Below are 23,418 nucleotides of genomic sequence, written 5' to 3' on the forward strand. Positions count from 1 at the left end.
GATCACGATGCAAAGATATGTAATCGAAAATAATTAAAGGGGAAATCTCAAAAAAGTTTCTCAATTAAATTATTAATTGATTTATATAGCTTATAATCAGTATTGTAATGGGCAAACTTCATGTTCCAGTTGTCTGTCCTTATTGAGATGTAACGGTATATTATATAATGTATAAAATGTAAATTCTTATACGAGACTAAATGGTGGGTATAGAAATAATACGGATGATTCTTGATGGTATATTTTTTAGGTGTGATTGATGTGGGGTTTTTATTTGAAATTTTCTTTAAACCATAAAATTCTCCAATCTATTTTTCCAGCGTTTCCAATCGGGCATTTCTGCTTCGAGAAGTTCAAAAAACGCTTTGGTGTGATCATGATGTAATAAGTGGCATAATTCATGTGTTATCACATACTCAATACATGGTTTAGGAGCTTTTATCAATTCTGTATTTAAGATGATTTTCCCTTTTGGCGTACAACTTCCCCATCTGTTTCCCATTTCTTGTATATAGATAGAAGAAGGTGAAATTCCATATTTGGCGAAACGAGTGATAATAGGTTCTGCTATTTCGGCAAACTTTATCTTTGCATGTTCTCTGTACCAACTTTTCATTAATTCTTCTGCCTTATGTTTTTGCGAACACACCACTTCAAAATAACGTCCTTTGTATTTGGCACTGTTGGTTTTTCCATTTATTACTTTGAGCATATATTGTTTACCCAGATAATAATGTGATTCGCCACTTACGTATTTTTTAGGAGGTGTGTGCGTCCCGAACGAAAGGAAGTATGATTGTTGTTTTACAATCCATCTGGCACGTTTTAGTAATTTTGACTCAATTAGTTCCTGTGAGGAACCTAAAGGAGCACTAAGTAAAACCTTTCCTTCGGGCGTGACGGTAATTCCCAACGTTTTTCGTTTGGTAAATTTTATGCTATACTGAATTGATATTGTACCGTATGTTATCTCACCATTCATTGTTTAAACCATAATTTTGCTACTTCTACGCATCGGTCTATTATTAAATCCATATCGTCAAATGAAATTGGAAGGTTATACATTCTTTTCACTTCATCGATTAAATAATCTTCAATTTCAATTTTTATTTTTCCGATAATGTTTCCTTTATTAGGCCAATCGATAATAATCATTTCATTATCCATTATATGTTCTTTTATAATAGTGTCTATAGCATTAGCTGTATTTAATGCCATTTCTTTCAAGTTGATCTCAGCCCCATCTTTCATGATCATTTTATAAACTTCAAGGCTTAATCCGAAATAAGCTCTTGCGGCATTATTATTTTGAATAGATACTGGGATGTCACTGTCTGTGTGGGAAAGTACCTTATTCATACATTCAGTCACCCGTTTAAGATATTCTATTTCATCAATTCGGGCTTGCTCATAGGCAGCGATGGTTTCTTCAAGCAATTGCGAGAACTTCTTGTAGAAGGCCGGGTCGGTATCCATATTCTCTGTTATGTGCTTGGCTGTTCTTGATGCGATGGTGTCAGCTTTGGCTGCGGTGCCTGTCACTTTTTCTACTTCTTGGGCAAACTTTTCCTTATCGAAGATATTCACCAGTTCTGTTATGATTTTCACTTCTCCACTTTCTATGTGGGTATTAATTAATTTCTGTATTTGGCTTTCATACTGTTTGAAGTTAATGGTGTCAGAATAACGTTCTTGGACTGCACTTCTAAGTTTTAAGAACATGGTTAAGTCATTCTTGTAAACTTCGATCTCATTTTCGGGCGTATTTTTATGGAAATAGATTGCCGATAGTGCTATTTTCAGCGTTTTTGCATAGGCTGTAAGCTTTTCGTAAAACTCTTCACGGATATTATCTGCACGTAGCAGTTCTCCATAAGCTTCTAAATCCTTTTTGTTGCCAATTTCCTTAAAGATATTCCAAAGGTCTGAATGTTTTTGAGGTAATTGGGATATTTCTTCGGAAATATCTGTAAATGTACCTTCCAATTCTTCGGCATTAAAATTCGAATACAGCTCAAGAGCTGAATTCAGGTTACTTAATACGCCGTAGTAATCTATAATATAACCGAAATCTTTGTCATCACAAACACGGTTTACGCGGGCTATAGCTTGCAATAGCGTATGATCAGTCAGCTTTCGGTCAAGATACAGAACCGTATTCTTCGGTTCGTCAAATCCTGTTAATAGCTTATCAACTACAATTATGATTTCGGGCTTCTCACTCTCTTGGAAGCGGTTAATAATATTTGTTTCATATTTTTTAGCTGTTCCATGTTCATCCATCATGCGTTTCCAGAAGGCAATCTCGGTGTCGGATGTATCACCATATGCGGTATCTTCTCCTTCACGGGTATCAGGAGAGGTTATTAAGACTTCTGAAGAAACAATTCCTATTTCATCTAAGAACTTTTTATAAAGAATTGCAATACGTTTGCGGGGTGCTACGAGTTGAGCCTTAAATTTAGTTCCCTGCCAGTTTTCTTTAAAATGGATAGAAATATCCCAAGCGATGGCGTAAATACGTTGCTCCGTTTGGTTTAACTGGTCGGCACGACTGAATTTCTTTTTCATGTCTGCCCGCTGGTATTCGTTTAAGGGTTCACAGACTTTCTCAAAGTACAGGTCGATCGGCTTTTCGTGTACAATTTGTGGAATCATGCGTCCTTCGTAAAGCAGGGGAACTATTGCACCATCCTTGACTGCCTGATCTACTGTGTAAACAGGCAGAATGATACCTCCAAATTTTTTGGCTGTACTTTTTTCTTTTTTCATCAATGGCGTTCCAGTCATAGCTATGAAACAGGCATTCGGTAATGTCTTTTCCATTTTAGTTCCCATTTCATCATATTGTGAACGGTGTCCTTCGTCGATGAGTACGAATATATTAGGATCGGCAAGTGGTTTCTTTATACCTTTTACTGCTGTTTGAAATTTATTGATGACTGTTGTAATTACGGCGTTACTTTTGCTTTCGAGTAATTCAGTCAGTTTGCTACCGGTACGTGCATTTTCTACATATGTGCCGCACTTTGTGAAAGTTTTTGTTATTTGTCTGTCAAGGTCGGTCCGGTCAGTTACTAAAATGATTTTAGGATTACGGATGTTTTCATCTAAAACAATGGCTTGTGCCAAAAGTACCATTGTTAATGATTTACCGCTTCCTTGGGTATGCCATATTACACCTCCGTGTCGTTTCCCACCTTCGATGTTACGGATTCTGTTTATGGTTTTACAAACGGCAAAGTATTGCTGATAACGGGCTATTTTCTTGATTCCATCATGATAAAGCGTATAGCGATACATTAATTCTAGTAACCGTTGGGGACGGCATAGAGAGTATAGGTATTCATCTTGTACTGAAGGAGTGATTGGCGCAAGATATATTTCCTCAAAATGCTGCCGGACATAGTGAAAACGTTCAGAGAAAAGTTTGTTGTTAATCTGTTTGATATTAACTAAGTTGTAGAGTGCTTGTTTATGTGCATTCTCTTCTGTACTATCGGCAAATTGCTCTGTCCATTTTGCCCAAAACTTTTCTGGGGTAGCTGTTGTTGCGTAACTTGCTGATTGGGTCGCAACTGAAAGTAGCAAGGCTGAGTAGAGATATAATGAACGTATGCCATCATCTTTTTGATTTCGCAAGTGTTGTGATATAGCTTGTGCGATAGAATCTTTTATATCAGGACGTTTACATTCTATTATACATAGAGGTATACCGTTTACAAACAGAACGATATCCGGACGATAAGTCTCAGTTGTTCCTGTGCGTGTTACTGCAAACTCTTCGGTTACGTGGAAAACATTGTTTTCAGGATGCTTCCAGTCAATATATTGCATTGTGAAACTTTTCTTGTCGCCATCCACTATTTGTTCGAGTGTTTTTCCTGCTGTTAGCAGATCATAAACAGCTTGCGATGCCGACATGAAACCTTCATTCAATGGTACGTTTCGGAGTGCCTCAATCCCAATTGTAATGTTCTGCGGTGTGAATAGAGAGGTTTTTGTAGAGCTTACTCGTATGGTGTTGATATGTTCCAACTGACGGCGTAGAATTGGTGTAAGCAACACATTGGAGGTGTTACCTTCGCGCAATTCCAAAGCTTCATCTTGAGTGAGGTAGGTATAACCTAGCTTTTCAAGTAACATGAGAGCTGGGATTTGGCTGATGTGGTCTTCTTTGAAAGATATTCCGTTCATAGTGAATGTTTTTTATAATCAGCTTTAATTATTCTTTTGGAGTTCGTAGATTCTATTTTAATAATTATCCCAATTAGCTGCTGCAAACATTTTCATTCCATTAGCAGGATTGTACCAAGGATACAGTTTTAAAAACTCTTTTTCTGCATCGGCAAAGTTATTATTGATCACTCTTATATGATGTAAATATAATAATCCTATCGTAGCAGAACGAGACATTCCTTGATTGCAATGTACAAATACTTTCATGCTAGGTAGATGTTGGTCAATTGCTTTAATTGCTTCGTCGATAATTTGTTTTGGAATATATGCAGGATTAGGAGCATCTACCAAATTTAATATTAAGTGATTCTCACGATAAGCTATTAAGTATTCACGATGGGTTTTAGGTGCACCTTGTCCTGAATATCCTAATGCTTGTCGATGATACGGTTCTTTACAGGCATGTATAATAAACCAACCATCTTGTTGTTTGACAATATTCTCGTAATCGTCTTGGGAACCAATGTGTAAATTGGGATAAATTTCTTTCATATTGTTTATGTTTTTATTCTTTTTTTCCCAGTAAGTAATTGTTGCATAAGGCTACGTTTCTGAGTGCCGAATTGATCAAGACGTTTTTTCACTAGTTCAATTTCCAGATCAGCTGTTGCTAGAATAGCAGCGATTACTTGCTGCTCTGTAAAGTGCGGAAAAGGAACAGTTGTGTTGAAAAAATCTTTTCTATCTACATTTAATAAACCATCACCTCTTGCACCAGATGTAATTATTCGTTTAAGCTGTTTGTCTAATCCATGATTAATAAACCATTGTTGATAGAAACTAATGTTTATTTTGGCAGTTTTTCGAAAACAAATATAGACAAAAGGAACAAGGGCATATTCGTATTCATCTAGTTTATAAATGCATCCCATTGGATATGTTTTAGAATTTCCTTTGTTATATGCGAAATCATCTTTTTTTAATAGTGTGTATTTATTAAGGCTATTCCCCGCAATGATTCTGTCGAATTTATTTTGCTGAGAAACTAATCCTAATTTTGCAGAAATCGTCATTACTGGGTAGTTCTGTTGCTTGTCATTTATTGCATTAACTTCACAGAATATATTTCCGAGTCTTACTTGTTTCCATGGTTCAGTATAATAAAGAAGCCGTTTTTTTCCCGTGAGTAGTTGTTGCATTAAAGCACGTTTACGACAGATGAGTGCATCAATTAGTCTTGTTTGCTTTTCAATAGCATCATCCCATACACTGAGTATTTCAGCTATTTTTTTCTGCTCATCAATCGGCGGGACTGTGAGTTTGTAACGAACTAATTTCTCGACAGATAATCCTGGTTGAGCTGAAGATTCAGAGAATTTGTTTAGATTCCAATAATCAAGTTTATATCTTAACCATTGTATATTTTCGAAAGATTGAACAGCAATTGCATGTTCCGAAATATAGTTTCTGCCTTCAACATAGTTTATATTTCCACATAATGCTCCTTGGCGGCCTATTAATATATATGCTCCATCATGTGTGTAAGTATCAGAATAGCCTCGTAATCCATTACCACCATATACTGGATATTTTCCTTTTTCGGATATTTGTTTTGAGGTTATTGTTGTTCCGCTCTTAAAATGAGAACATATCTCTCCTAATCTTTTCACCTCCCACTCCTTCGGAATAATCCCCAACGGTGAATCTTTATATCCTTTCGGTATATTTTTATGTTTCATATTCCTAGTCTTAGTCAGATACCTTTTTATTCAACACCTTTTTCTGCTCGCTCGCCAACCTACGTACCACCTTTTTAATATCTTCCGCTGCTGGCAAATCTTCCGGAACAATGCCTCTTTCCAAAAGCATTTTTCTTACTGCGAGATTGTTATCAACATGTTCTTTGGATATAGACGTTTCGCCATGTAGATCTTTTGCTTGCACATTGACACTTGTCATTTCCGCAGCAAAGTCCTTTGCTTTTATGCTGATAGTCGGTAGAAAATCTGCGATGGGGCGTTTTTCGGGTACTCCCATTTTATGTTTCATGAGTGCTGTATTCAATCGAAAGAGAGCCTGGTCGCCTTTCGAGCGAATGATAGCAAAGCCTTTGTCATTCACACCACGTTCGTATAGAACGCCGGAAAGATGCTTCTCTGTTTCTTGTAGTTTGATGCGAGCTTTGATACGTTCTACTTCCAGTAACCGTTGCTCTATTAATTCTGCCCTTCGCGTTTGGACGGCGAAATACGTCTGTGCAAAAGCAACTTGCTCCTTTCGAGAATCTCCATTTTGAGCGATCAGATAACAGGCATAGCGTGTCAGAAGGATATCAATTATCTCTTTTTCGGCTCCTTTGGGCATGGCGATCGTTTTCCTGACGTCAGGAAAATGATCAGCAGTGTCTTGACCGGCATTTTTGCACGATTCTTTTGCTTTTTCAATAACTTTGGAAAAGTTTTCCCATTTACTGTATCCAAATAAATGTTGTATTTCTCTGGCACTCCAACATTCTACTCCTTCTAGTTCTGAAGCAGCTGCCTCGAAGTCGGAAAATAAACGCTTAATTTCTTCTGTCTTCATTTTCAATCAGTTTTCTTTTGTCAATAACCTAATTCTTTTAGATAAGCTTTCATCTTTGTTTGTACTTCGGCAAGTTCCGCTTCAAGCGAATCAATCTCCTTTTGCACGGCTACAATATCAATTTCCTCTTCTTCTTCGTAGGTATCTACATAACGAGGTATATTAAGGTTGTAATCGTTTTCAACGATTTCTTCCCGCGTTGCCACATAAGCATATTTATCTTCCGCTACACCTGGTGATAGTTCTCCTGCTGTAAATTTACGATAGGTGGAAACGATATGATCAATATCTTGATTACGTAACTTGTTCTGGTTCTTACCATTCTCATATTCACGGCTGGCATCAATGAAGAGTACATTATCTGTCTTTTTTCCTTTATTGAATATTATAATCGTTGCCGGGATACCTGTGCCAAAAAACAGATTAGCCGGAAGACCTATAACTGCTTCCAAGTAGTTTTCTTCAATAGTCTTTTGGCGTAGTTTCCCTTCGCTTGACCCTCGGAATAGCACGCCATGGGGTGCTACAACACCAACTTTACCATGCCCTTCATATGCAACTTCGAGCATGTGACTGATAAATGCCCAGTCTCCTTTGCTTTTGGGAGGCACACCTCTCCAAAAACGTTTATATTGATCGTTTGCGGCTTCATCGGCTCCCCATTTGTCGAGAGAAAACGGAGGATTGGCTACAACTGTATCAAACTTCATTAACGCATCGCCTTCTTTAAGTTTCGGATTTCGAAGTGTATCACCCCAACGTATGGTGGCACTGTCAAAGCCATGTAGTAACATATTCATCATTGCCAAAGCCCATGTGCTGCCGTTAAGCTCTTGTCCGTAAAGTGAGAAGTTGTCTCCCCCAACTTCTTTCCCTGCTTTAATCAACAAAGAGCCGGAACCACACGTTGGGTCGCAAATTCTGGCTCCTGGTTTGCTTTTAGTTAGTTTGGCCAATAAAGTCGATACTTCTTTGGGAGTAAAGAATTCACCTGCTTTTTTCCCGGCACCGCTTGCAAAGTACTCGATTAGATACATATAAGCATCTCCAATTACATCGTTATTCTCCAAATGTGATTCATCAAATTGTAACCTTTCGTCAGAAAAATCGATGAGCAGGTTTTTCAGTCGGGTGTTTTTATCTTTGGCTTCTCCGAGATTACTACTATTAAAACTTATATTACGGAATATGCCACTACCATCTTCGCTACTCAGTTTTTCCCGATTAGCATTTTCGAGGTCGGCAAGTGCGATGTCTATCAGTTCTCCGATATTTGTTTCGTTGCGACGTTCGTATAAATAGTCAAAAGTACTGTTCTCCGGTACAATAAAGCGTTCATGACGCATGGCTCTTTTGGCACGTTCCTCATCACCTTCATACCTTTTAAGATATTCCTGATACTTTGATTTATTTACATCGCTTACGTATTTTAAAAACAGCATGGTGAGAATGTAATCTTTGTATTGGCTGGGGTCAATCACCCCTCTGAATGTGTCACATGCCTTCCAGATTACTTTGTTAATATCGTCTTGAGTAATTTTAGTTTCCATTATTTATTATGTTTTTTAATTTGTATTCTGTTAATTGGTTGCGTTTGCGGATAATCTCCTTATATAACCTTTCTTCCTCTTTTTGAAGTTCGGCTATTGCTAAAATTGTTTTTTGTTTATCAATAGAAAGAATCGGAATGTTTAGTTCTTCCATTGTTGCCTTTGATATGGAGCGGATTGCGGTCCCTTTTGCATTTAGACTCAAATATTGAAGTGTCGTAGGCAAATTCAAAAACCAACATAGATACTCGGGGAGTACTCTGTCTTTGTTAATGATTTTTATAACGAGGAATGATGATGAGGCTACCGCATTATATTCCTGAGTCTGGAAAATGGCACAAAAAAGATTTGTTCCTTTTGCTACAAACAACAAATCTTTCTTTCTGAGAAGATATTTGCTATTTGTGTTGTCAAGTGCAATCGCAGGTTTTTGTTTTGAGTGCATACGCCCATTGTTGTCGAAGTTATTAACTTGCAGATACAAAGTGTTAGCTACTGGCGATGGCTTGAGATAGACACCAGTTTGTACTTCTGCTATATCTTTTAATTTAATCATTATGATTTATTTTGTATTACGTCTACAAAGAAATAAATTATTATTCAATTACACAAATTATTTTCAGTAATAATTCTACAAAATGATGCGATTTGCTTTTTATCTTTATTTTTGTTACCCGTTTTATATCTTTTTTATCCTCTAATGAAATTCCAATTAAGAAGTTTAACCCTAAAAGCTTAGTTATTTCTCTGAATAAAGTAATATCTTTGACTGCATAAATTAATTCGTTGAACTATAGTCTTCCTTTCGTTGAAGTATAGTCCTACGAAACGAAGACTATAGTTGTCGCTTCGAAGGACTATAGTTCTACGAATTAATGTGTGTATACAAAACTATTAATTGTTGAACCATTATATATTAATTATAGTATGAGCATTTATTATGATCTTTACGCCAGTGGAAATCCGCTGAAACGGGAGGAACAACAACCGCTTCACGCGCGTGTTATTCCATCAGGCACCCTTGATGCCAAGAAATTTATCGAATTGGTATCCAAGTCCAATGGTTTTAGTCAAGCTACCATTGAAGGTTGTCTGCAAGCTGTGACAGACGAATTGCAGCGTTGGCTCTCGCAAGGGTGGACCGTAGAAGTGGGAGAGTTGGGATATTTTTCTTTGTCATTAAAATGTGATCGTTCGGTGACGGAGAAGAAAGAAATCCGTTCACCTTCTATCCGTCTTAATAAGGTGAACCTTCGTGTTAATAAGAAATTCTATGAAGAGTTGGAGCCGTTGCAGTTGGAACGTATTGAATCACCATATCGTGCAGACAATACTCGTGGGGAAGATGAATGTCGTGCACTTCTTATGCAGCATATAGATGAACATGGTTGCATTACTCGTGCTGATTTTATGAGATTGGCAGCTATCAGTCGGGATAAGGCAGTCGAATTTCTCAGGAAATATCAGGATGAAGGAATTATCCGGAAATATGGAGCAGGTAAGACAGTGGTGTATTTGAAAAAGTGATGGCATTAAAAAAGGATAGAGATTTTTCAATTCCGCTCCTTTGGATGATAGATAGTCTGATAATATAAAATAATAAGAGTACATGCTTAGCTCGGTTGATTTGTCATTATATCGCGAGGATGATATCTATAGAGGTTGTTTTGTTAGGTAACAGAAATTAATTTGTTATTCTATGGTGAAAATCGAATAACTTTTATTTCTTGATGTGGATTTGACAGATGATTCGGGCTATTATCAGTTGAGCTATTAGCCCCGAGGTTCTATCAACTTTATTTCGAAGTCGGATTGTTTAATTGATTTTGTTGTGATTGTGTTTTTTCATTCGCAATTAGCGCATCATAAGAGGCTATTTTCTCTGTGCAGATTCTGAAGGTGATCTCTTTTAATATTTCAATTCGTTCGAGCATATAGGCATACTCTTCTTTGGTTACAATAAAGTCTTTATTGTAACGAGCTTCAATATATGCGCGACAAAGCAGATCAAAACATCGTTTTTCAAAATCTGTACTTGATGGAAATATTACTGCTAACTCTCTCGAAAATTCTTTTGCATGACCTGCCAATTCATCTAGTTTATGGCTCTTTAGACGGTAGTTTGTATATACAAGGCTGATAGAATTATAAAATCGTTCACAGGTTTGATGCAATAGAAATGAACCGCCTCTATACCGTTCTTTATTATAATCGGTATACCCATGTTCTAAATAATTTACCCCCAGCGGATAATGTATATCAAATTCTTTAATTGCAAATTCTTTAATCTCTTTAAACGACAGTTCACGAGGTTTAGCCAATTTAAATTCTTTGCTGTCATACATCTTGATGCCCTCTTTCACAATATCGGTAAAGAAATACTGACTGCGTTCAAGTTCTTTATTAAGCGTATTTACGTATTCAACAATGAATTGTGGTGAAGCATGACGACGATGGGCAAAAGCTTTGTGATATTTAGGAGTTATCTGGTTTCTTAGTCTATCCTCTACATGTTTCATTCTTGGCTTTGGGATGACTACCATTATATCATAATCACTCTGATAGGAAGTATTCACACCGAACTCTACCTTCTGATCCCACAGGACGTAACCGCCACGGGCATAGCTACCATATAATACAACCATACAGCACCACGGAAAATCGTGTTTAATTAACTCCAGCAAGGTGTTTAACTCTTCCTGTGTTCGTTTAGGTAGATGCTTTATTGACCTTTTCATGTGTTATGATATTTATCCGATCACAAAGTTAATACAAATTAATTGAGATATCACTTATTTCTATCTCTTAATTCCTCTGTTTTGTTCTTTTTAGCTCCATACTTGAACCGAATAATCCTAGATAAAGTTATGTTATTCAGATAGAATTATTGAGAATAATGTTACCAGATAGTTCCCGATAATTGTTAAGAGTTAAGCCTGTTATTCTCAACTTCTATTGCGTTAAGCAATAAAACCATGTAGCTAGGTTATCTGTAGGTAGTGTACTATGACTTATTACGAAAACCCTCATAATGCCCACGGCTTTTTCATTTAAGTTTTGATTTAGGGGTACAATCCCCCTACCCATGCCAGTGCGGCATGGGCGGGTATCCCGTTGTTGGTAATCAATGCGTTACGAATATGTCAAATCTGAATTTTTCTCATTTTTGAGCCAAAAAATGCAACACGTTAGTGAAGCTTACCGATAGTTCCCTTATTATCTCAGCTGTACCCTTTTGCTTATCTGATATTTTTTTCCTTCTGTTCTTCCAAACGGCAATCAATGCCAACACCATCCTTTGAATTGTGTCCAGATTCCTGGCCGCCCGTTCAGCCTTACGCTTTATGCTGTCCTGCCGGAGATTGCGGTCAAGATCCCAGTGCATGCTTTCAATAGCCCAATGCTGTTTGGTTATCTGACTAAGCCGCTCTGCACTGCTATCCAGGCTTGAAATGTAGAGTCGCTGTTCAGATGTACTCCTGCCATCGGACTTTTTTTCGGTAGATGTGACTATTTCTATAACTGTCAAATTGCCATTCCATTTTTCCCTGTCCACAATAAGTTCTTCCCCACGGTATATACGGCATATCCTTGACTCAATCCTGCCGTGTTCCAAGTATGGACCTTCCTTGTAGACATCAGTCGGGGTGGCGGTCTTTATAGAATCTTCAAGTCCATAGCGCAAAGATCTTTGATTCGCCTTGAGTTCGATCACGAAGTCTGCTCCTTTATCTCTAATCTTGTCTATTATTACCTTTTGGAATGACATGGCGTCTGCTGTGACTACACATCCTGACACGTCTAGTTTGTCCAATAACCGGGGCACGGATTTGATTTCATTACTTTTCTCCTTGCAAATATCAGTAGCCAAAGTAAGGCCCGAACCAAGTGAGTAGGCAGAGACGATATCAGGGTTACGTCCGTTGTCGTACAAGGTACCCCGCATGGCCTTGCCATCAATACAAATGATATCAGTTGCCGTAGTGGATATTTCCTTGCGGAAAACATCTGCAAAAGCAGACATGCGCTCAGCCATCTTTTCATCGTCTATGCTTTGAAACACACGGCAAAGCGTAGCTGCTGAGGGTAGCCCATACGGGAATAGCCCTTTCCCCTGCAGGCGTTTTAAGTGATGTTTGCCAAATTGAAGTATTTCAGCCCTGGTAATACACTTGCTGAGTCTCCCCAATATGACAAGCATGAGTATGTCTTCAAGTTTGTGCTTGAAGTTTCCCCTGCTTGTTCTGCGGTATTCAGGGACTGAGGATACAAATTTTCTCAAATGAGTCAGGATGCTGCCACGAAGACAGTCAAGGTGTTTCTTCTTTAGTAGTATTATGCGTAAAAAGTTGTATATCAGGGAAATAAATCGTATTTTTGCTGTCGCAAAAACAAAGGCGGAAGACAATAGAAACATCATACCACTATTGAATTCCGCCTATAAAAAAATAAAAATGAACGATAAGAAGAAACACCTAAGGCGGTGCTTCAGCATCGCTGCGCACGAATATAAGGATTTTTATTACAACAACAAGCGATGAACAATATTTCTTAAATGAAAAAGCCGTGCATAATGCCGAAAATATTTTTGGCACATCCATTGCAGAATCAAATAAAAGTATTACCTTTGCACACGATATGACCTCCCACGCTTCCCGTAGAACAGCGCACCCGGGGAGGTCTTCGAGTTTTTATATAATAGCTTGATAGGATTGGCTGATAAAATTGATTATACAAAGAGACCGTTGACCCTCGCCGAGCAAGTCGCACGGCTAAAACAACGAGGGCTTGTTTTCGATGATGAAAACGAGGCTATTGCTTATCTTGATAATATTAGCTACTATCGGCTTCGTGCATACACTTATCCGTTCCAAGAAAACGGCGAAGATTCTGAACACAACTTTACTCGCAAAGATATTCACTTCAAAGACATAATAGACCTTTATTGTTTTGACCGCAGACTGCGTTCTCTTATTTTCAATGCCATTGAAAAAATAGAAGTGGCAGTGCGTACAAAAATCGTACAGGTATATGCTGAAAGCACAGGTGATAGCCATTGGTATGATGATGAAAGTTTATATCGTTTCGGCTATGACGATTTGATGAATCATGTTGATGCTGATGTAAACCGAAGTAATGAAGATTTTATTAAGCACTACAAATCAAAATACGACAATCCCCCGATGCCGCCAAGTTGGATGGCACTCGAAGTGGTATCGTTTGCAACATTGAGCCGCTTGTTCCAATCCTTAAAGTTGGACAACAGCAAAGAGTACATTACTGAACAATTCGGTTTGAAAAAAGTGGCTATATTGGAGAACTGGCTTCACGCTATTTCCAATCTCCGCAATTGTTGTGCCCACCACAGCCGAGTGTGGAATCGCCGTTTTATGGTTAGCGTGATACTGCCATACAACACTCTTTATCCGTTCATGGATAGAACAACAATCGGACAAATACGCACAAACAAATTATTTGCTGCGCTTTCTTGCGTTGCGTATATTCTTGATATTATCAGTCCCGGAAGCGACTTTAAAAGGAATATCAAAGAATTGCTCAAATCCGACTGTCGTATACTTGACCTTAAAGATATGGGATTCCCCAAATACTGGCAATCGCTCTCTGTTTGGCGAGAAAAATAACAACCCCAGCGTTTTATTATGCTATAAATAGTTTATCCCAGTGTCCCGGTAGCCCTTGATTCGTCAAACTATCGGGTTTGTTGTTTTTATTTGCCTGAATGATTTTATATATAGAGATGTAATTGGCGTTTTCTTATATTGTAACATTAGTTTCCCATTAAAATTGGGACGAATTAAAAATTAAACAAGCTTGGCCCATTTGGTCCGAATCGTTCTTTGTCATTTTGAAATTTAGTTTTATTAAAGAGGTCTCTCAGATGAGTCTTATCAGTCAATGAGATGCTCAGTATTTGTAACACTTCATATGTACTTCTGTCCAGTTGCATATCGTGTTGAATGATTGCCACCAAACAGTAAGCGCATATAGCAGCATATATCTGTATTCGAACAGCATTCTCTGTAGTTCCCCAAAATCTTTTGATTTTAAGGTGCTGCTTGAGCCATTTGAAAAACAGCTCTACCTGCCAGCGATTTTTATAAAGTTCAGCAACTTGAAGCGCAGATATATGCATCGCATTGGTTATGAATATAAATTCTCGTTCTTGTTCTTCATCCCAATATTTAACCAGCCTAAGTGGCTCTGGGTAATATTGTTTAGGATAGAATCCTGTCAGAAGTACACTCGCGTCTGAAAGCACATTCTTAGTCAGCCTGCGTTTCCATTGGATGGATTTGTACCCGAGATTCTTTTTTGCTCTGACAACAAAGTAGGCTTCAATTTGATGAATTTTATATAGCATTTTGAAGTTGTTATAACCGCGGTCAAAGATGTAATAAGAGCTTGGTTCATAAGGAATTTCAATCATGACTTTAGAATCGTGTACGGATGCTTCCGTGATATGAAAGAATGCAGGAATCTGTGTTTCCACCTCATATAATGTATGCACTTTGATACTACCTTTCTTTTTGCGGAATTTTGCCCACCAAAAGACTGAAAGGCACAGGTCAATAGTTGTCGAATCGAAAGCATAAACGTTACCGCCAAGTTTGAAAATATGATTAGCACACTTTTGTCGTGCTTCGCTAACCAGGTAGTAAGCATATTCTTCAAAGAGGTGATAGTCTCTATCTTGATTTGCTCTTGCCAGCGATGACTTTGATACATTTTTACCCATTCCTAAATGATAACATTTGGAATAATGAGCTTCAAGAGCAACTATCAAATCTCGTAGACTATCACGATTAGAAAGTTGGTCAAACATCAAAGCAAGTAGTTGATTCCAGCAGGTGAAGTGCTTCACATATTTGTCGCCATCATACTTGGTGACTATGCGGTTAAACTTACTTCGATTCAGAAATGAAGCCAATTGAGCGAAAACGTATTTGTCTTGGAACATATGCCATCGGATTAATCTGATGCAAAGCTACAAATTCAAGTCCGTTCGCTCGGAGAATCGCTGTAACTAACTAAATTTCAAATATTTCAAAGAACTCTTTTAGATTTTAATGGGACAGTAATGTTTTCTTTAATATCAGAAAATCCTCAGCACTAATCCGGGATCCGAACAATCATCTTTTGATGCGTTCATCAACCCTACAGTACGTATCACTTCTCCCGGTATTGTCAAAAAGTTCCCTTTTACTGAAACTTTTTTGGTAATATTCACCGGTATATCCCCTGCCAAATCTTGTGCATAGATTTTATGCTTCTTCAATTTCACAGATGAAGGAAAAACGATTGTAATATCTTTGAAGTAACCGAAGATACCAATGGGAGAATCGTAGTTCTCAACCGCTATTTTTACGGAAACTTCTTTCGAAACGTATTCATGACCTAATGCACGTCCTATGCTGGCAATGGCAACAGCACCATTGGGATAACGGGAAGCAAGAATAAATGGTCTATCTTCACCTGAATCGGAAACTTCGGGTAAAGGCATCCCTCTACTAACTCTGGCAGGTGCTTCGGCAGTTAATCGGGTACCGACAGGGCGACTCGTATTCCAAGTTTCACGATCTTGCAAAACCCAATAATCATTTAACTTTTCGTTATCTATTGCCACCGATTCTTTTCCGACTCCGAATGGTTCCGCTATCCGATGCCATCTTACTCCACGAACGACCTCGTCCAACCGATGTTTCATATCCCGTATTGCAGGAGGAAAAACAAAATCCTGAGTTCCATTCGGTAGATTCCCGACAAATGGATGACGCATCACTCCGATAGCACATCCTAATCCGGCCGCGATATATGGTTCATCTTCGCAGTTGATAATACCTTTAGCATTTCCTTGCGCTTTGTAAGGTAGTAAATCACAAATTCGTTGTATGGTGACCGGTTGTGCTATCACGTTTTCTACGTCATACGTACGGAAAGCGTCACTAAACTCTATAAAACTATTCTGAAAGGCGTGTTCAATGCATAAACGAGGTGCATACTGCTTACCGATAGTAGTCAGCATCTTTCTCCATGCTTCATCTTTTTCATGAGCTCCCCAATCTACTTTCCAATAGTCAAAGCCTGCTGCATTTGCAGCCTTGATACGTTCTGTCCAGTATTCTTCTTCAGGAATATCAGAGAAGATCTCAGCTTTTTGTGCACAAATCCATCCGCCTGCTCCTTTCCATCCTTTTTCTTTGATGCGATCCGTCAGTTGTTTCAAACGGCTGGCAGCATCTCCACGAAATGATGGAAACCGACCGGGATCTAGTTCTACAGTTCCTAAATACTTATTTGGCGTGTGATTGACATCTTTAGGGATATCCCATGAATCGTCCATTACGAAGTATAGATCTTTGCGGATAGATGGATAACAGTCTACCCAATTCTGGTAAGTACCCTTACCAAACATATATTCCTCGTTCATGGCTTCTCTGGTTGGGTCAGAACCCTGATAGCTTACTACGTAGCCTTGCAAATTCCAGGTGCATAAGTAATCCGGAGCTTTAGACGGTTCATCCGGTACTAAACTTCTTAAAGACGATTGCTGCCCGGTTATAGATAAAGAAACAGCACAAAAGGCTGCTAGTAGTGATGTCTTGATATGTTTCATGGTGATGTGAGTATAAATCAGATAAATTAATGTACAAAGTTTTTTTGTGATCTTCATCCAAAGTTATCGGTCTTTAGATCGTTTCCGAAGCTAGAAGATTCTCTTTTGCGTTGGGGGAATGCTGAAAAATAGCACCAACTATTTGGCAATGATTCAATTCCTTACAGTCACCACAGGTATTAAATCCTTTTTCGGATACACATTTTCGGATTCCGCAATAATTGCTGCAAAATGCAAATTTCACCCCATCAGTACGGCAGCCCATACAATTTATGGTCTCTGCTGTGATTTCCGGTGTGTTGTTCATTTCACTCCATTTTTGAGCAGTCTTTTCTCTTAATTCATTATCATTTTTGACAGTGGCTATGCGGGCTTCGCAACTTTCGCAATCTAGTCCGCAACATGCAATTAATTGTTTCATTGTTTTTTTATTTCTGACCTTTCAGTTCTTAGTTCCTGTTAAAAAATGGCTGAAATTTTTTCTACTAAAGTTTCTGTATCAGCCGGATCGTTGCTTTCTTTGAAGTGACCAAACTTAAAAAAAATATATCAGACTGATTTAACGGAAACAGAGTGGCAATATATAACAAAAGTGTTGAAGTTGCAAGAAAGAAAGCGAAAATATAATTTACGAATCCCGGCTTTTTCATTTAAGAAATATTGTTCCTCGCTTGTTATTGTAGTAAAAATCCCTATATTCGCGTACAGCGATGCTGAAGCACCGCATTAGGTGTTTCTTCTCATCGTTCATTTTTATTTTTTTTATAGGCAGAATTCAATAAAATATGATGTTGATATTGTTTTCCGCCTTTGTTTCTGCGATAGCAAAAATACGGTTTATTCCACTGACATACAACTTTTTACACGTAATATTACTAAAGAAAAAACACCTTGACTGTCTTCGTGGCAGCATCCTGACTCATATTTGAGAAAATTTGTATCCTCAGCCCCTGAATACCGCAGAACAAGTATGGGAAACTTCAAACACAAACTTGAAGACATACTCATGCTTGTCATATTGGGGAGACTCAGCAAGTGTATTACCAGAGCTGAAATACTTCAATTTGGCAAACGTCACTTGAAACGCCTGCGGGCGAAAGGACTATTTCCGTATGGGTTACCCCCGGAAGCTACGCTTTGCCGTGTGTTTCAATGCATAGACGATGAAAAAATGGCTGAGCGAATGTCTGCTTTTGCAGACGTTTTCCGCAAGGAAATATCCTCTTCGGCAACTGACATCATTTGTATTGATGGCAAGGCCATGCGAGGTACCTTGTACGAAAACGGACGTAACCCAATAATAATTAGAACGGTATGAAATCATTAGTCATTACAGCAATGTGGTTCTTGACTTTAACAGTCGGAGCAAACGCACAGGAGAATCAGAAAGTATTCGCCGCCGAGGAAGAGGCAATCGTGGATTTGTCCAACAGCAAATGGGACTGGATGTCGGAGAAGAATGTGGAGCGGCTGGCGGAACTCTTGGAAACCATCCGCACGGGTAGCATCTGGTACAAGAAAGCCGAGATACACGATGTGCAGGTGAAGTTTGCCGCAGGAACGGCAACGGTTTACAGCCGCATCCATCTGAACTCGGTGGTCGGCGGTAACTCCGTGCGCTTCCCTTTTATCGTGACGGAAGTATACCCCAATCCAAACTTCACGGGCGAAGTATGGCTCGCCCCTCTAACAGAGAAGAAAGAGTTGAACGTCCCGATGGCAAACGTCACCTTCGAGCCGGGTTGTCGCAACAGTTGGCACTCGCATAAGGCAGGGCAGCTCCTGATAGCCACAGCAGGCATCGGTAACCACCACGACAAAGCCCGTAGCCGATGAAATGTTTTGGTTCGACATCTGGCGCGTGCGTCTTCAAATGGCACGCAAGTTCGTGGAAACCATCAACTGACACGGAGGAAATGCCACGTTGGTGGAACTGCCTAAATCGGGATTTATGGGAATACGCATTTCTTGATGCAGGACTTGAATAATGGTGAATTGGCGGGATTGCTTAATGAATGGCTAACGAAGAATCAATTATCAAATAAATAGTTTTAGACATAATTCCCTAAAGAAAGATTAAAATCTTTTTTTAGGAAAAAGGTTATACCTGTCGGATTATCCGTAAGTTCCGATAAGGTACTTAACAAATTGAGGGTCTCCAAATGACACAGTACCCACATCCTGCTGATTGAGAGTGGCAATGTGTGTCATTTCTTCATCAGTGAGAGTGAAGTCAAAGACGTCAAGGTTCTGGCGCATACGCTCCACATGCGTGCTCTTGGGGATAGCGACTATTCCACGCTGGGTCAGCCAGCGGAGAGCCACCTGTGCGGCTGTCTTGCCGTATCGTTTACCGATTTCTGTAAGCAGGGGATTATTTGTGACCCCGTCAGCACCTTGCCCGCCGAGAGGTCCCCACGCCATCATCTTGGTATCGAACTCGGAAAGCGTGGGCTGTATGCCGCTCTGCTGGACGAGAACATTGCACTGCAACTGGTTGACCATCGGTTTGATGTCAACATAGTGGGCAAAATCGAAAAAACGTCCTGCCTGAAAATTGCTGACACCTATTGCGCGAACCTTGCCGTCGCGATAGGCTTTTTCCATAGCCCGCCATGTGCCGAACACATCTCCATAAGCTTGGTGTATCAGCAACAAGTCGATATAGTCGGTGCGGAGTTTACGGAGACTCTCGCCAATACTCTTGGCGGCCTTTTCTTCCCCGGCATTTGAAATCCACACTTTCGACACAAGAAACAGATCATTACGGTTGATACCGCTCTTGGCAACGGCATTGCCGACACCTTCTTCGTTGAAATAGGCCTGCGCCGTGTCAATAAGGCGGTAGCCGACATTCAGGGCATCGCTTACGCATCGCTCACATTTTTCAGGAGCTACGAGAAATACGCCGTAGCCCAACAGGGGCATGTTAACCCCATTGCTCAATTTTATTGTCTCCATATTGTTTTTGATAATTACACATTAACATTATACCAATAAAGATAGTTTAACGTATAGTGTGGGTGCTGATGCCTCTGACCGTCGCCAAGTCCATATCGTCATATATCGGGCTTTTGCCGGTGTCAAGCCGGGCTATAGCTGCCATTTCTTCCGAGGATAGAGAAAAATCGAATATATTGAGGTTCTCTGCCATCCTCTCCTTGCGGACGCTCTTGGGTATCACCACCACATTGCGCTGGTTAAGCCACCGCAATATCACTTGCCCGACACTCTTGCCATGTTTTTCCGCTATCCCTGCAAGCACCGGATTATGGAATATATCGTTCTGCCCCTCGGCAAACGGGGCCCATGCTTCATGAACGATACCCTCTTTGGCAAGAAACTCGTTTGTGGCTTTCTGCTGATGAAACGGATTGGTCTCAACTTGATTGACCATCGGCTTTATCCCGTTGTGGAGGAAAAGGTCGAGCAGCCGCTCATCGGTGAAACTCGTCACACCGATTGCATGTATGCGCCCTTCTTTGTAAAGCCGTTCAAGGGCACGCCATGCGGCATAGTAATTCCCATACGGCTTATGCAGGAGATAGAGGTCAAGGTAATCAAGACCGAGATTGCTCATGGACTTGTCGAAAGCCCGCAACACATCATCGATCTCATAGTCTTGTACCCATAGCTTTGTCGTCACGAATATCTCCTCACGCTTTATCCCACTGTTGCGGATTGCAGCCCCGACCTCTTTCTCGTTGAAATATGAAGAAGCCGTATCTATCATACGATATCCGGTTTCAAGGGCATCGCTTACACAACGCTCCGTTTCATTCTGAGGAATCTGGAATACTCCATATCCGATAGACGGCATCATGACGCTGTTGTTTAACCTCACTTGTTTCATAATCTTATGCTTTATTTTCTGATGCAAAATTACGTAAGGATGTGTGAGTAGCCGTTATAAAAATCGTGGCGATATTTTCACAAATCGTGGTATTTCATTATTTTTGTACTCAAAAAGACAGGCTATGATGGAGCATCATGCGATATTCTTTATAGATGACATTACGGGATATGACTTCACGGCTTATCCTGACAACACGGTGCATGCGTTGTGTCTGAAAGGGAATATGAGTTTCTCCGCTTGGCGCACGAGATTCAATGTGTCAAAAGGAGATTATGCCATATTGCCGACCGGGATAGTCGCCGGTGACATTCTTCAAAGCGATGACTGCTCATTGATTACCATGAGTTTTAATGGGGCGGTGACATCCAAATGTGGAATAAGAAACGATTACGGAGTTATCGGTCATCTCTCATTGTTGCAGAATCCGGTGTTACGGCTTGACGACAAGGATTTCAAAAAATGTAGGGAGGATATATATCGGATTAGGGAGCGTGTCAGCGAAACGGGACATCTTTTCTATGATGAGATGATTACTTCGATTCTGAAGACACACATTCTTGACCTATATGACATCCATGCAAGAAATAACCGTGATATCATGACCAACTCACGTCCCGCTGCACTCATGCGCAGATTCATCGGGATGCTTGTTGACGGCGACTATGAGACCGACAGGACGTTGGAACACTATTCGTCACGGCTGTGCATAACCCCGCACTATCTTTCAGAAATAAGTCAGATGCTAAGCTGCCGCCCGGCAACCTACTGGATAGACCGTTTCGTGATAAATGAAATTTCCCGTCTGCTGGTTCACAAGGAACTTTCATTGACTGACATTGCAGAAAGGCTTAACTTCTCGTCTGTATCTTACCTAAGCCGTTATGTGAGCAAGCATCTTGGCATATCCCCGTCCGCCTATCGGAAAGCGTTGAAATAATTTCGCATGTGCATAATTCAACTCATAACCTCTTCAATATCTTGGCTGGAACGCCTCCGATAAGACAATTGCCGGGAAAAGATTGTGTAACCACTGCTCCGGCTGCTACCGTGACATTGTCACCCAACGACACGCCTCCGAGGACAATCGCCCCTGCCCCTATCCAGCAGTTATCGCCGATGGTGACAGGACGTGCGTATGTCTTGCAGAAATAAGCCTGCGGATTGTTCTCAAAATCAGGGTTACGCCTTTCCGGCCATTCCACGGGATGCGAGGCTGTATTTATCTGCACTCCGGGGGCGATGAGCACATTGTTGCCGATTTTGATGGTGTTGCAATCTATGAGGGTACAGCGATAGTTTATGGACACATTGTTCCCAAGAAATATATTGCAGCCAAACCCGCATATAAATCCGTCGGCTACCGAGCAGTTTTCCCCGACCTCGGCAAACAGTTCTTTCAACATCGAATAACGCTGCTTCCGTTGTTCGTATGACAGCGAGTTGTATCGTTGCATCCATAGGGTTGCAACCGCTTTCATCTTTATAAACACATCATCGTGGCAGTCATAGAATTCTCCTGCCATACATCTTTCAAGTTCAGTCATCGTCTTATGCTATTAATCCCAAATACAAAATTATGAAAATCCGTACATACTGCAATGGAGTCCAACGGAAATGAGTAATTTTTCATATTGGTTGCTGTCAATATATGCTGAGCATTCTCCGAATGTAAATCTATTGAAACTTATATCATATCCAAGTTTGTCAGGTTGATGAACTGAAATATTACTATTTTGATATGGTTTTTCATATGAAAAGTTATATCTTCGAAGCACTTTTAAGATTTAAAGAGCAAAATGTTAGATTTACAACAACTGACTGCTGATGTTTGCCGAATAGCTACAGAAGCCGGATATTTTTTGAAAGAAGAACGGAAAAGTTTTCGTCGTGATCGTGTGGAGGAGAAACATGCGCATGACTATGTGTCTTATGTAGATAAAGAATCGGAGAAAAGAGTGGTATCGGCACTTTCCACTTTGTTGCCTGAAGCCGGATTTATAACAGAGGAGGGTTCTGCTATTTATCAGGATGAACCTTATTACTGGGTAATCGATCCATTGGACGGAACGACAAATTATATTCATGATGAGGCACCATATTGTGTATGTATCGCTTTGCGTAGCCGTACGGAATTGCTCTTAGGAGTGGTTTACGAGGTATGTCGGGATGAATGTTTTTATGCTTGGAAAGGAGGAAAAGCCTATATGAATGCTAAAGAAATTCATGTATCAGACATAAAAGATGCAAAAGACGCTTTTGTCTTTACCGAACTACCTTATAATTATTATCAATATAAACAGACTGCCCTTCACTTAATTGATAAACTGTATGGCAAAGTAGGTGGTATTCGTATGAATGGTTCCGCTGCTGCAGCTATTTGTTACGTAGCTATGGGACGTTTCGACGCTTGGGCTGAGGCATTTCTCGGTAAGTGGGATTATTCGGCTGCCGCATTGATTGCTCAAGAAGCTGGTGGAAAAGTGACCGATTTTTATGGCAATGATTATTTTATAGATGGACATCATATTATCGTGACTAACAAGTACTTGCACCCTTTATTCCAAAAACTATTGGCAGAAGTTTCTCCGTTGGATATGTGATGTTATTAATTTATT

20 protein-coding genes and 2 pseudogenes are annotated in these 23,418 nt (G+C 39.8%); 7 read left to right on the forward strand and 15 right to left on the reverse strand.

What is annotated here, in order from left to right; genetic code table 11:
* Window positions 1-286 precede the first annotated feature (286 nt).
* The 7 genes from CZ225_RS02765 to CZ225_RS02795 are packed head-to-tail and all read right to left on the reverse strand — an operon-like array spanning window position 287 to window position 8,868.
* Entirely contained in the window at window positions 287-982 is a 696-nt protein-coding gene (locus CZ225_RS02765; protein ID WP_077152908.1) for a M48 family metallopeptidase, read from the reverse strand.
* Window positions 979-4,197 (reverse strand): type I restriction endonuclease subunit R, encoded by a 3,219-nt coding sequence (locus CZ225_RS02770; protein WP_077152909.1) that lies wholly within the window; start codon window positions 4,195-4,197, stop codon window positions 979-981. Before CZ225_RS02770 ends, CZ225_RS02765 begins: the two co-directional genes overlap by 4 nt.
* A gap of 57 nt (window positions 4,198-4,254) precedes the next feature.
* Window positions 4,255-4,731 (reverse strand): protein-tyrosine phosphatase family protein, encoded by a 477-nt coding sequence (locus CZ225_RS02775; RefSeq protein ID WP_077152910.1) that lies wholly within the window; start codon window positions 4,729-4,731, stop codon window positions 4,255-4,257.
* A 5-nt stretch (window positions 4,732-4,736) separates the two neighbouring features.
* Entirely contained in the window at window positions 4,737-5,918 is a 1,182-nt protein-coding gene (locus tag CZ225_RS02780; RefSeq protein ID WP_077152911.1) for a restriction endonuclease subunit S, read from the reverse strand.
* Window positions 5,919-5,928: 10 nt separating this feature from the next.
* A complete protein-coding gene (dinD, locus tag CZ225_RS02785; protein ID WP_077152912.1) occupies window positions 5,929-6,762 on the reverse strand; it encodes a DNA damage-inducible protein D in 834 nt (277 codons plus the stop codon).
* Window positions 6,763-6,782: 20 nt separating this feature from the next.
* Window positions 6,783-8,312: a type I restriction-modification system subunit M gene (locus CZ225_RS02790; RefSeq protein WP_077152913.1), complete on the reverse strand. Its 1,530-nt coding sequence runs from the start codon at window positions 8,310-8,312 to the stop codon at window positions 6,783-6,785.
* Window positions 8,302-8,868, reverse strand: coding sequence for a restriction endonuclease subunit S (locus CZ225_RS02795; RefSeq protein WP_077152914.1), 567 nt, complete (start codon window positions 8,866-8,868; stop codon window positions 8,302-8,304). The genes CZ225_RS02790 and CZ225_RS02795 overlap by 11 nt, the downstream gene beginning before the upstream one ends.
* A gap of 371 nt (window positions 8,869-9,239) precedes the next feature.
* Between CZ225_RS02795 and CZ225_RS02800 the strand changes: the two genes are divergently transcribed.
* Complete coding sequence (locus tag CZ225_RS02800; protein ID WP_077152915.1) at window positions 9,240-9,839, forward strand: HU family DNA-binding protein; 600 nt, start codon at window positions 9,240-9,242, stop codon at window positions 9,837-9,839.
* 269 nt (window positions 9,840-10,108) lie between these two features.
* Here CZ225_RS02800 and CZ225_RS02805 read toward each other — a convergent pair whose 3' ends face one another.
* On the reverse strand, window positions 10,109-11,050 hold the full coding sequence (locus CZ225_RS02805) for a HEPN domain-containing protein (RefSeq protein WP_077152916.1): 942 nt from the start codon (window positions 11,048-11,050) through the stop codon (window positions 10,109-10,111).
* A 422-nt stretch (window positions 11,051-11,472) separates the two neighbouring features.
* The gene (locus CZ225_RS02810; protein WP_234982984.1) at window positions 11,473-12,732 is read right to left on the reverse strand and encodes an ISAs1 family transposase; all 1,260 of its coding nucleotides are present in this window, start codon (window positions 12,730-12,732) and stop codon (window positions 11,473-11,475) included.
* 292 nt (window positions 12,733-13,024) lie between these two features.
* Between CZ225_RS02810 and CZ225_RS02815 the strand changes: the two genes are divergently transcribed.
* Entirely contained in the window at window positions 13,025-13,954 is a 930-nt protein-coding gene (locus CZ225_RS02815; protein WP_316242831.1) for an Abi family protein, read from the forward strand.
* Between the two features lie 173 nt (window positions 13,955-14,127).
* Here CZ225_RS02815 and CZ225_RS02820 read toward each other — a convergent pair whose 3' ends face one another.
* From CZ225_RS02820 to CZ225_RS02830, 3 genes are all read right to left on the reverse strand, one after another.
* Complete coding sequence (locus CZ225_RS02820; protein ID WP_077152917.1) at window positions 14,128-15,291, reverse strand: IS4 family transposase; 1,164 nt, start codon at window positions 15,289-15,291, stop codon at window positions 14,128-14,130.
* Window positions 15,292-15,426: 135 nt separating this feature from the next.
* Window positions 15,427-16,947: a hypothetical protein gene (locus tag CZ225_RS02825; protein WP_077155666.1), complete on the reverse strand. Its 1,521-nt coding sequence runs from the start codon at window positions 16,945-16,947 to the stop codon at window positions 15,427-15,429.
* A gap of 73 nt (window positions 16,948-17,020) precedes the next feature.
* A complete protein-coding gene (locus CZ225_RS02830) occupies window positions 17,021-17,368 on the reverse strand; it encodes a DUF3795 domain-containing protein (protein ID WP_077152918.1) in 348 nt (115 codons plus the stop codon).
* Between the two features lie 549 nt (window positions 17,369-17,917).
* Here CZ225_RS02830 and CZ225_RS24135 point away from each other — a divergent pair.
* The 3 genes and pseudogenes from CZ225_RS24135 to CZ225_RS24140 all read left to right on the forward strand — a co-directional run.
* Window positions 17,918-18,265: a transposase family protein gene (locus CZ225_RS24135; protein WP_234982985.1), complete on the forward strand. Its 348-nt coding sequence runs from the start codon at window positions 17,918-17,920 to the stop codon at window positions 18,263-18,265.
* 341 nt (window positions 18,266-18,606) lie between these two features.
* Window positions 18,607-18,777 (forward strand): annotated as a pseudogene (locus CZ225_RS23160) (4-carboxymuconolactone decarboxylase); the annotation flags it as partial.
* Between the two features lie 25 nt (window positions 18,778-18,802).
* Window positions 18,803-18,996, forward strand: a pseudogene (locus CZ225_RS24140) (alpha/beta hydrolase); the annotation flags it as partial.
* A 66-nt stretch (window positions 18,997-19,062) separates the two neighbouring features.
* Here CZ225_RS24140 and CZ225_RS02850 read toward each other — a convergent pair.
* Window positions 19,063-19,908, reverse strand: coding sequence for an aldo/keto reductase (locus CZ225_RS02850; protein WP_077152920.1), 846 nt, complete (start codon window positions 19,906-19,908; stop codon window positions 19,063-19,065).
* Between the two features lie 46 nt (window positions 19,909-19,954).
* Window positions 19,955-20,800 carry an aldo/keto reductase gene (locus tag CZ225_RS02855; protein WP_077152921.1) on the reverse strand — a complete coding sequence of 282 codons (846 nt, stop codon included), beginning with the start codon at window positions 20,798-20,800 and terminating at the stop codon, window positions 19,955-19,957.
* Between the two features lie 124 nt (window positions 20,801-20,924).
* Here CZ225_RS02855 and CZ225_RS02860 point away from each other — a divergent pair, with 124 nt between their 5' ends.
* Window positions 20,925-21,740 carry a helix-turn-helix domain-containing protein gene (locus CZ225_RS02860; RefSeq protein ID WP_129585733.1) on the forward strand — a complete coding sequence of 272 codons (816 nt, stop codon included), beginning with the start codon at window positions 20,925-20,927 and terminating at the stop codon, window positions 21,738-21,740.
* 22 nt (window positions 21,741-21,762) lie between these two features.
* On the opposite strand, the gene CZ225_RS02865 is transcribed toward CZ225_RS02860, so the two are convergent.
* Window positions 21,763-22,347 (reverse strand): sugar O-acetyltransferase, encoded by a 585-nt coding sequence (locus tag CZ225_RS02865; RefSeq protein WP_077152922.1) that lies wholly within the window; start codon window positions 22,345-22,347, stop codon window positions 21,763-21,765.
* Between the two features lie 252 nt (window positions 22,348-22,599).
* Between CZ225_RS02865 and CZ225_RS02870 the strand changes: the two genes are divergently transcribed.
* Window positions 22,600-23,403 (forward strand): inositol monophosphatase family protein, encoded by an 804-nt coding sequence (locus CZ225_RS02870; protein ID WP_077152923.1) that lies wholly within the window; start codon window positions 22,600-22,602, stop codon window positions 23,401-23,403.
* The last annotated feature ends 15 nt before the right edge of the window (window positions 23,404-23,418 follow it).

Source organism: Bacteroides bouchesdurhonensis, from assembly GCF_900155865.1.
Taxonomy (GTDB): domain Bacteria; phylum Bacteroidota; class Bacteroidia; order Bacteroidales; family Bacteroidaceae; genus Bacteroides; species Bacteroides bouchesdurhonensis.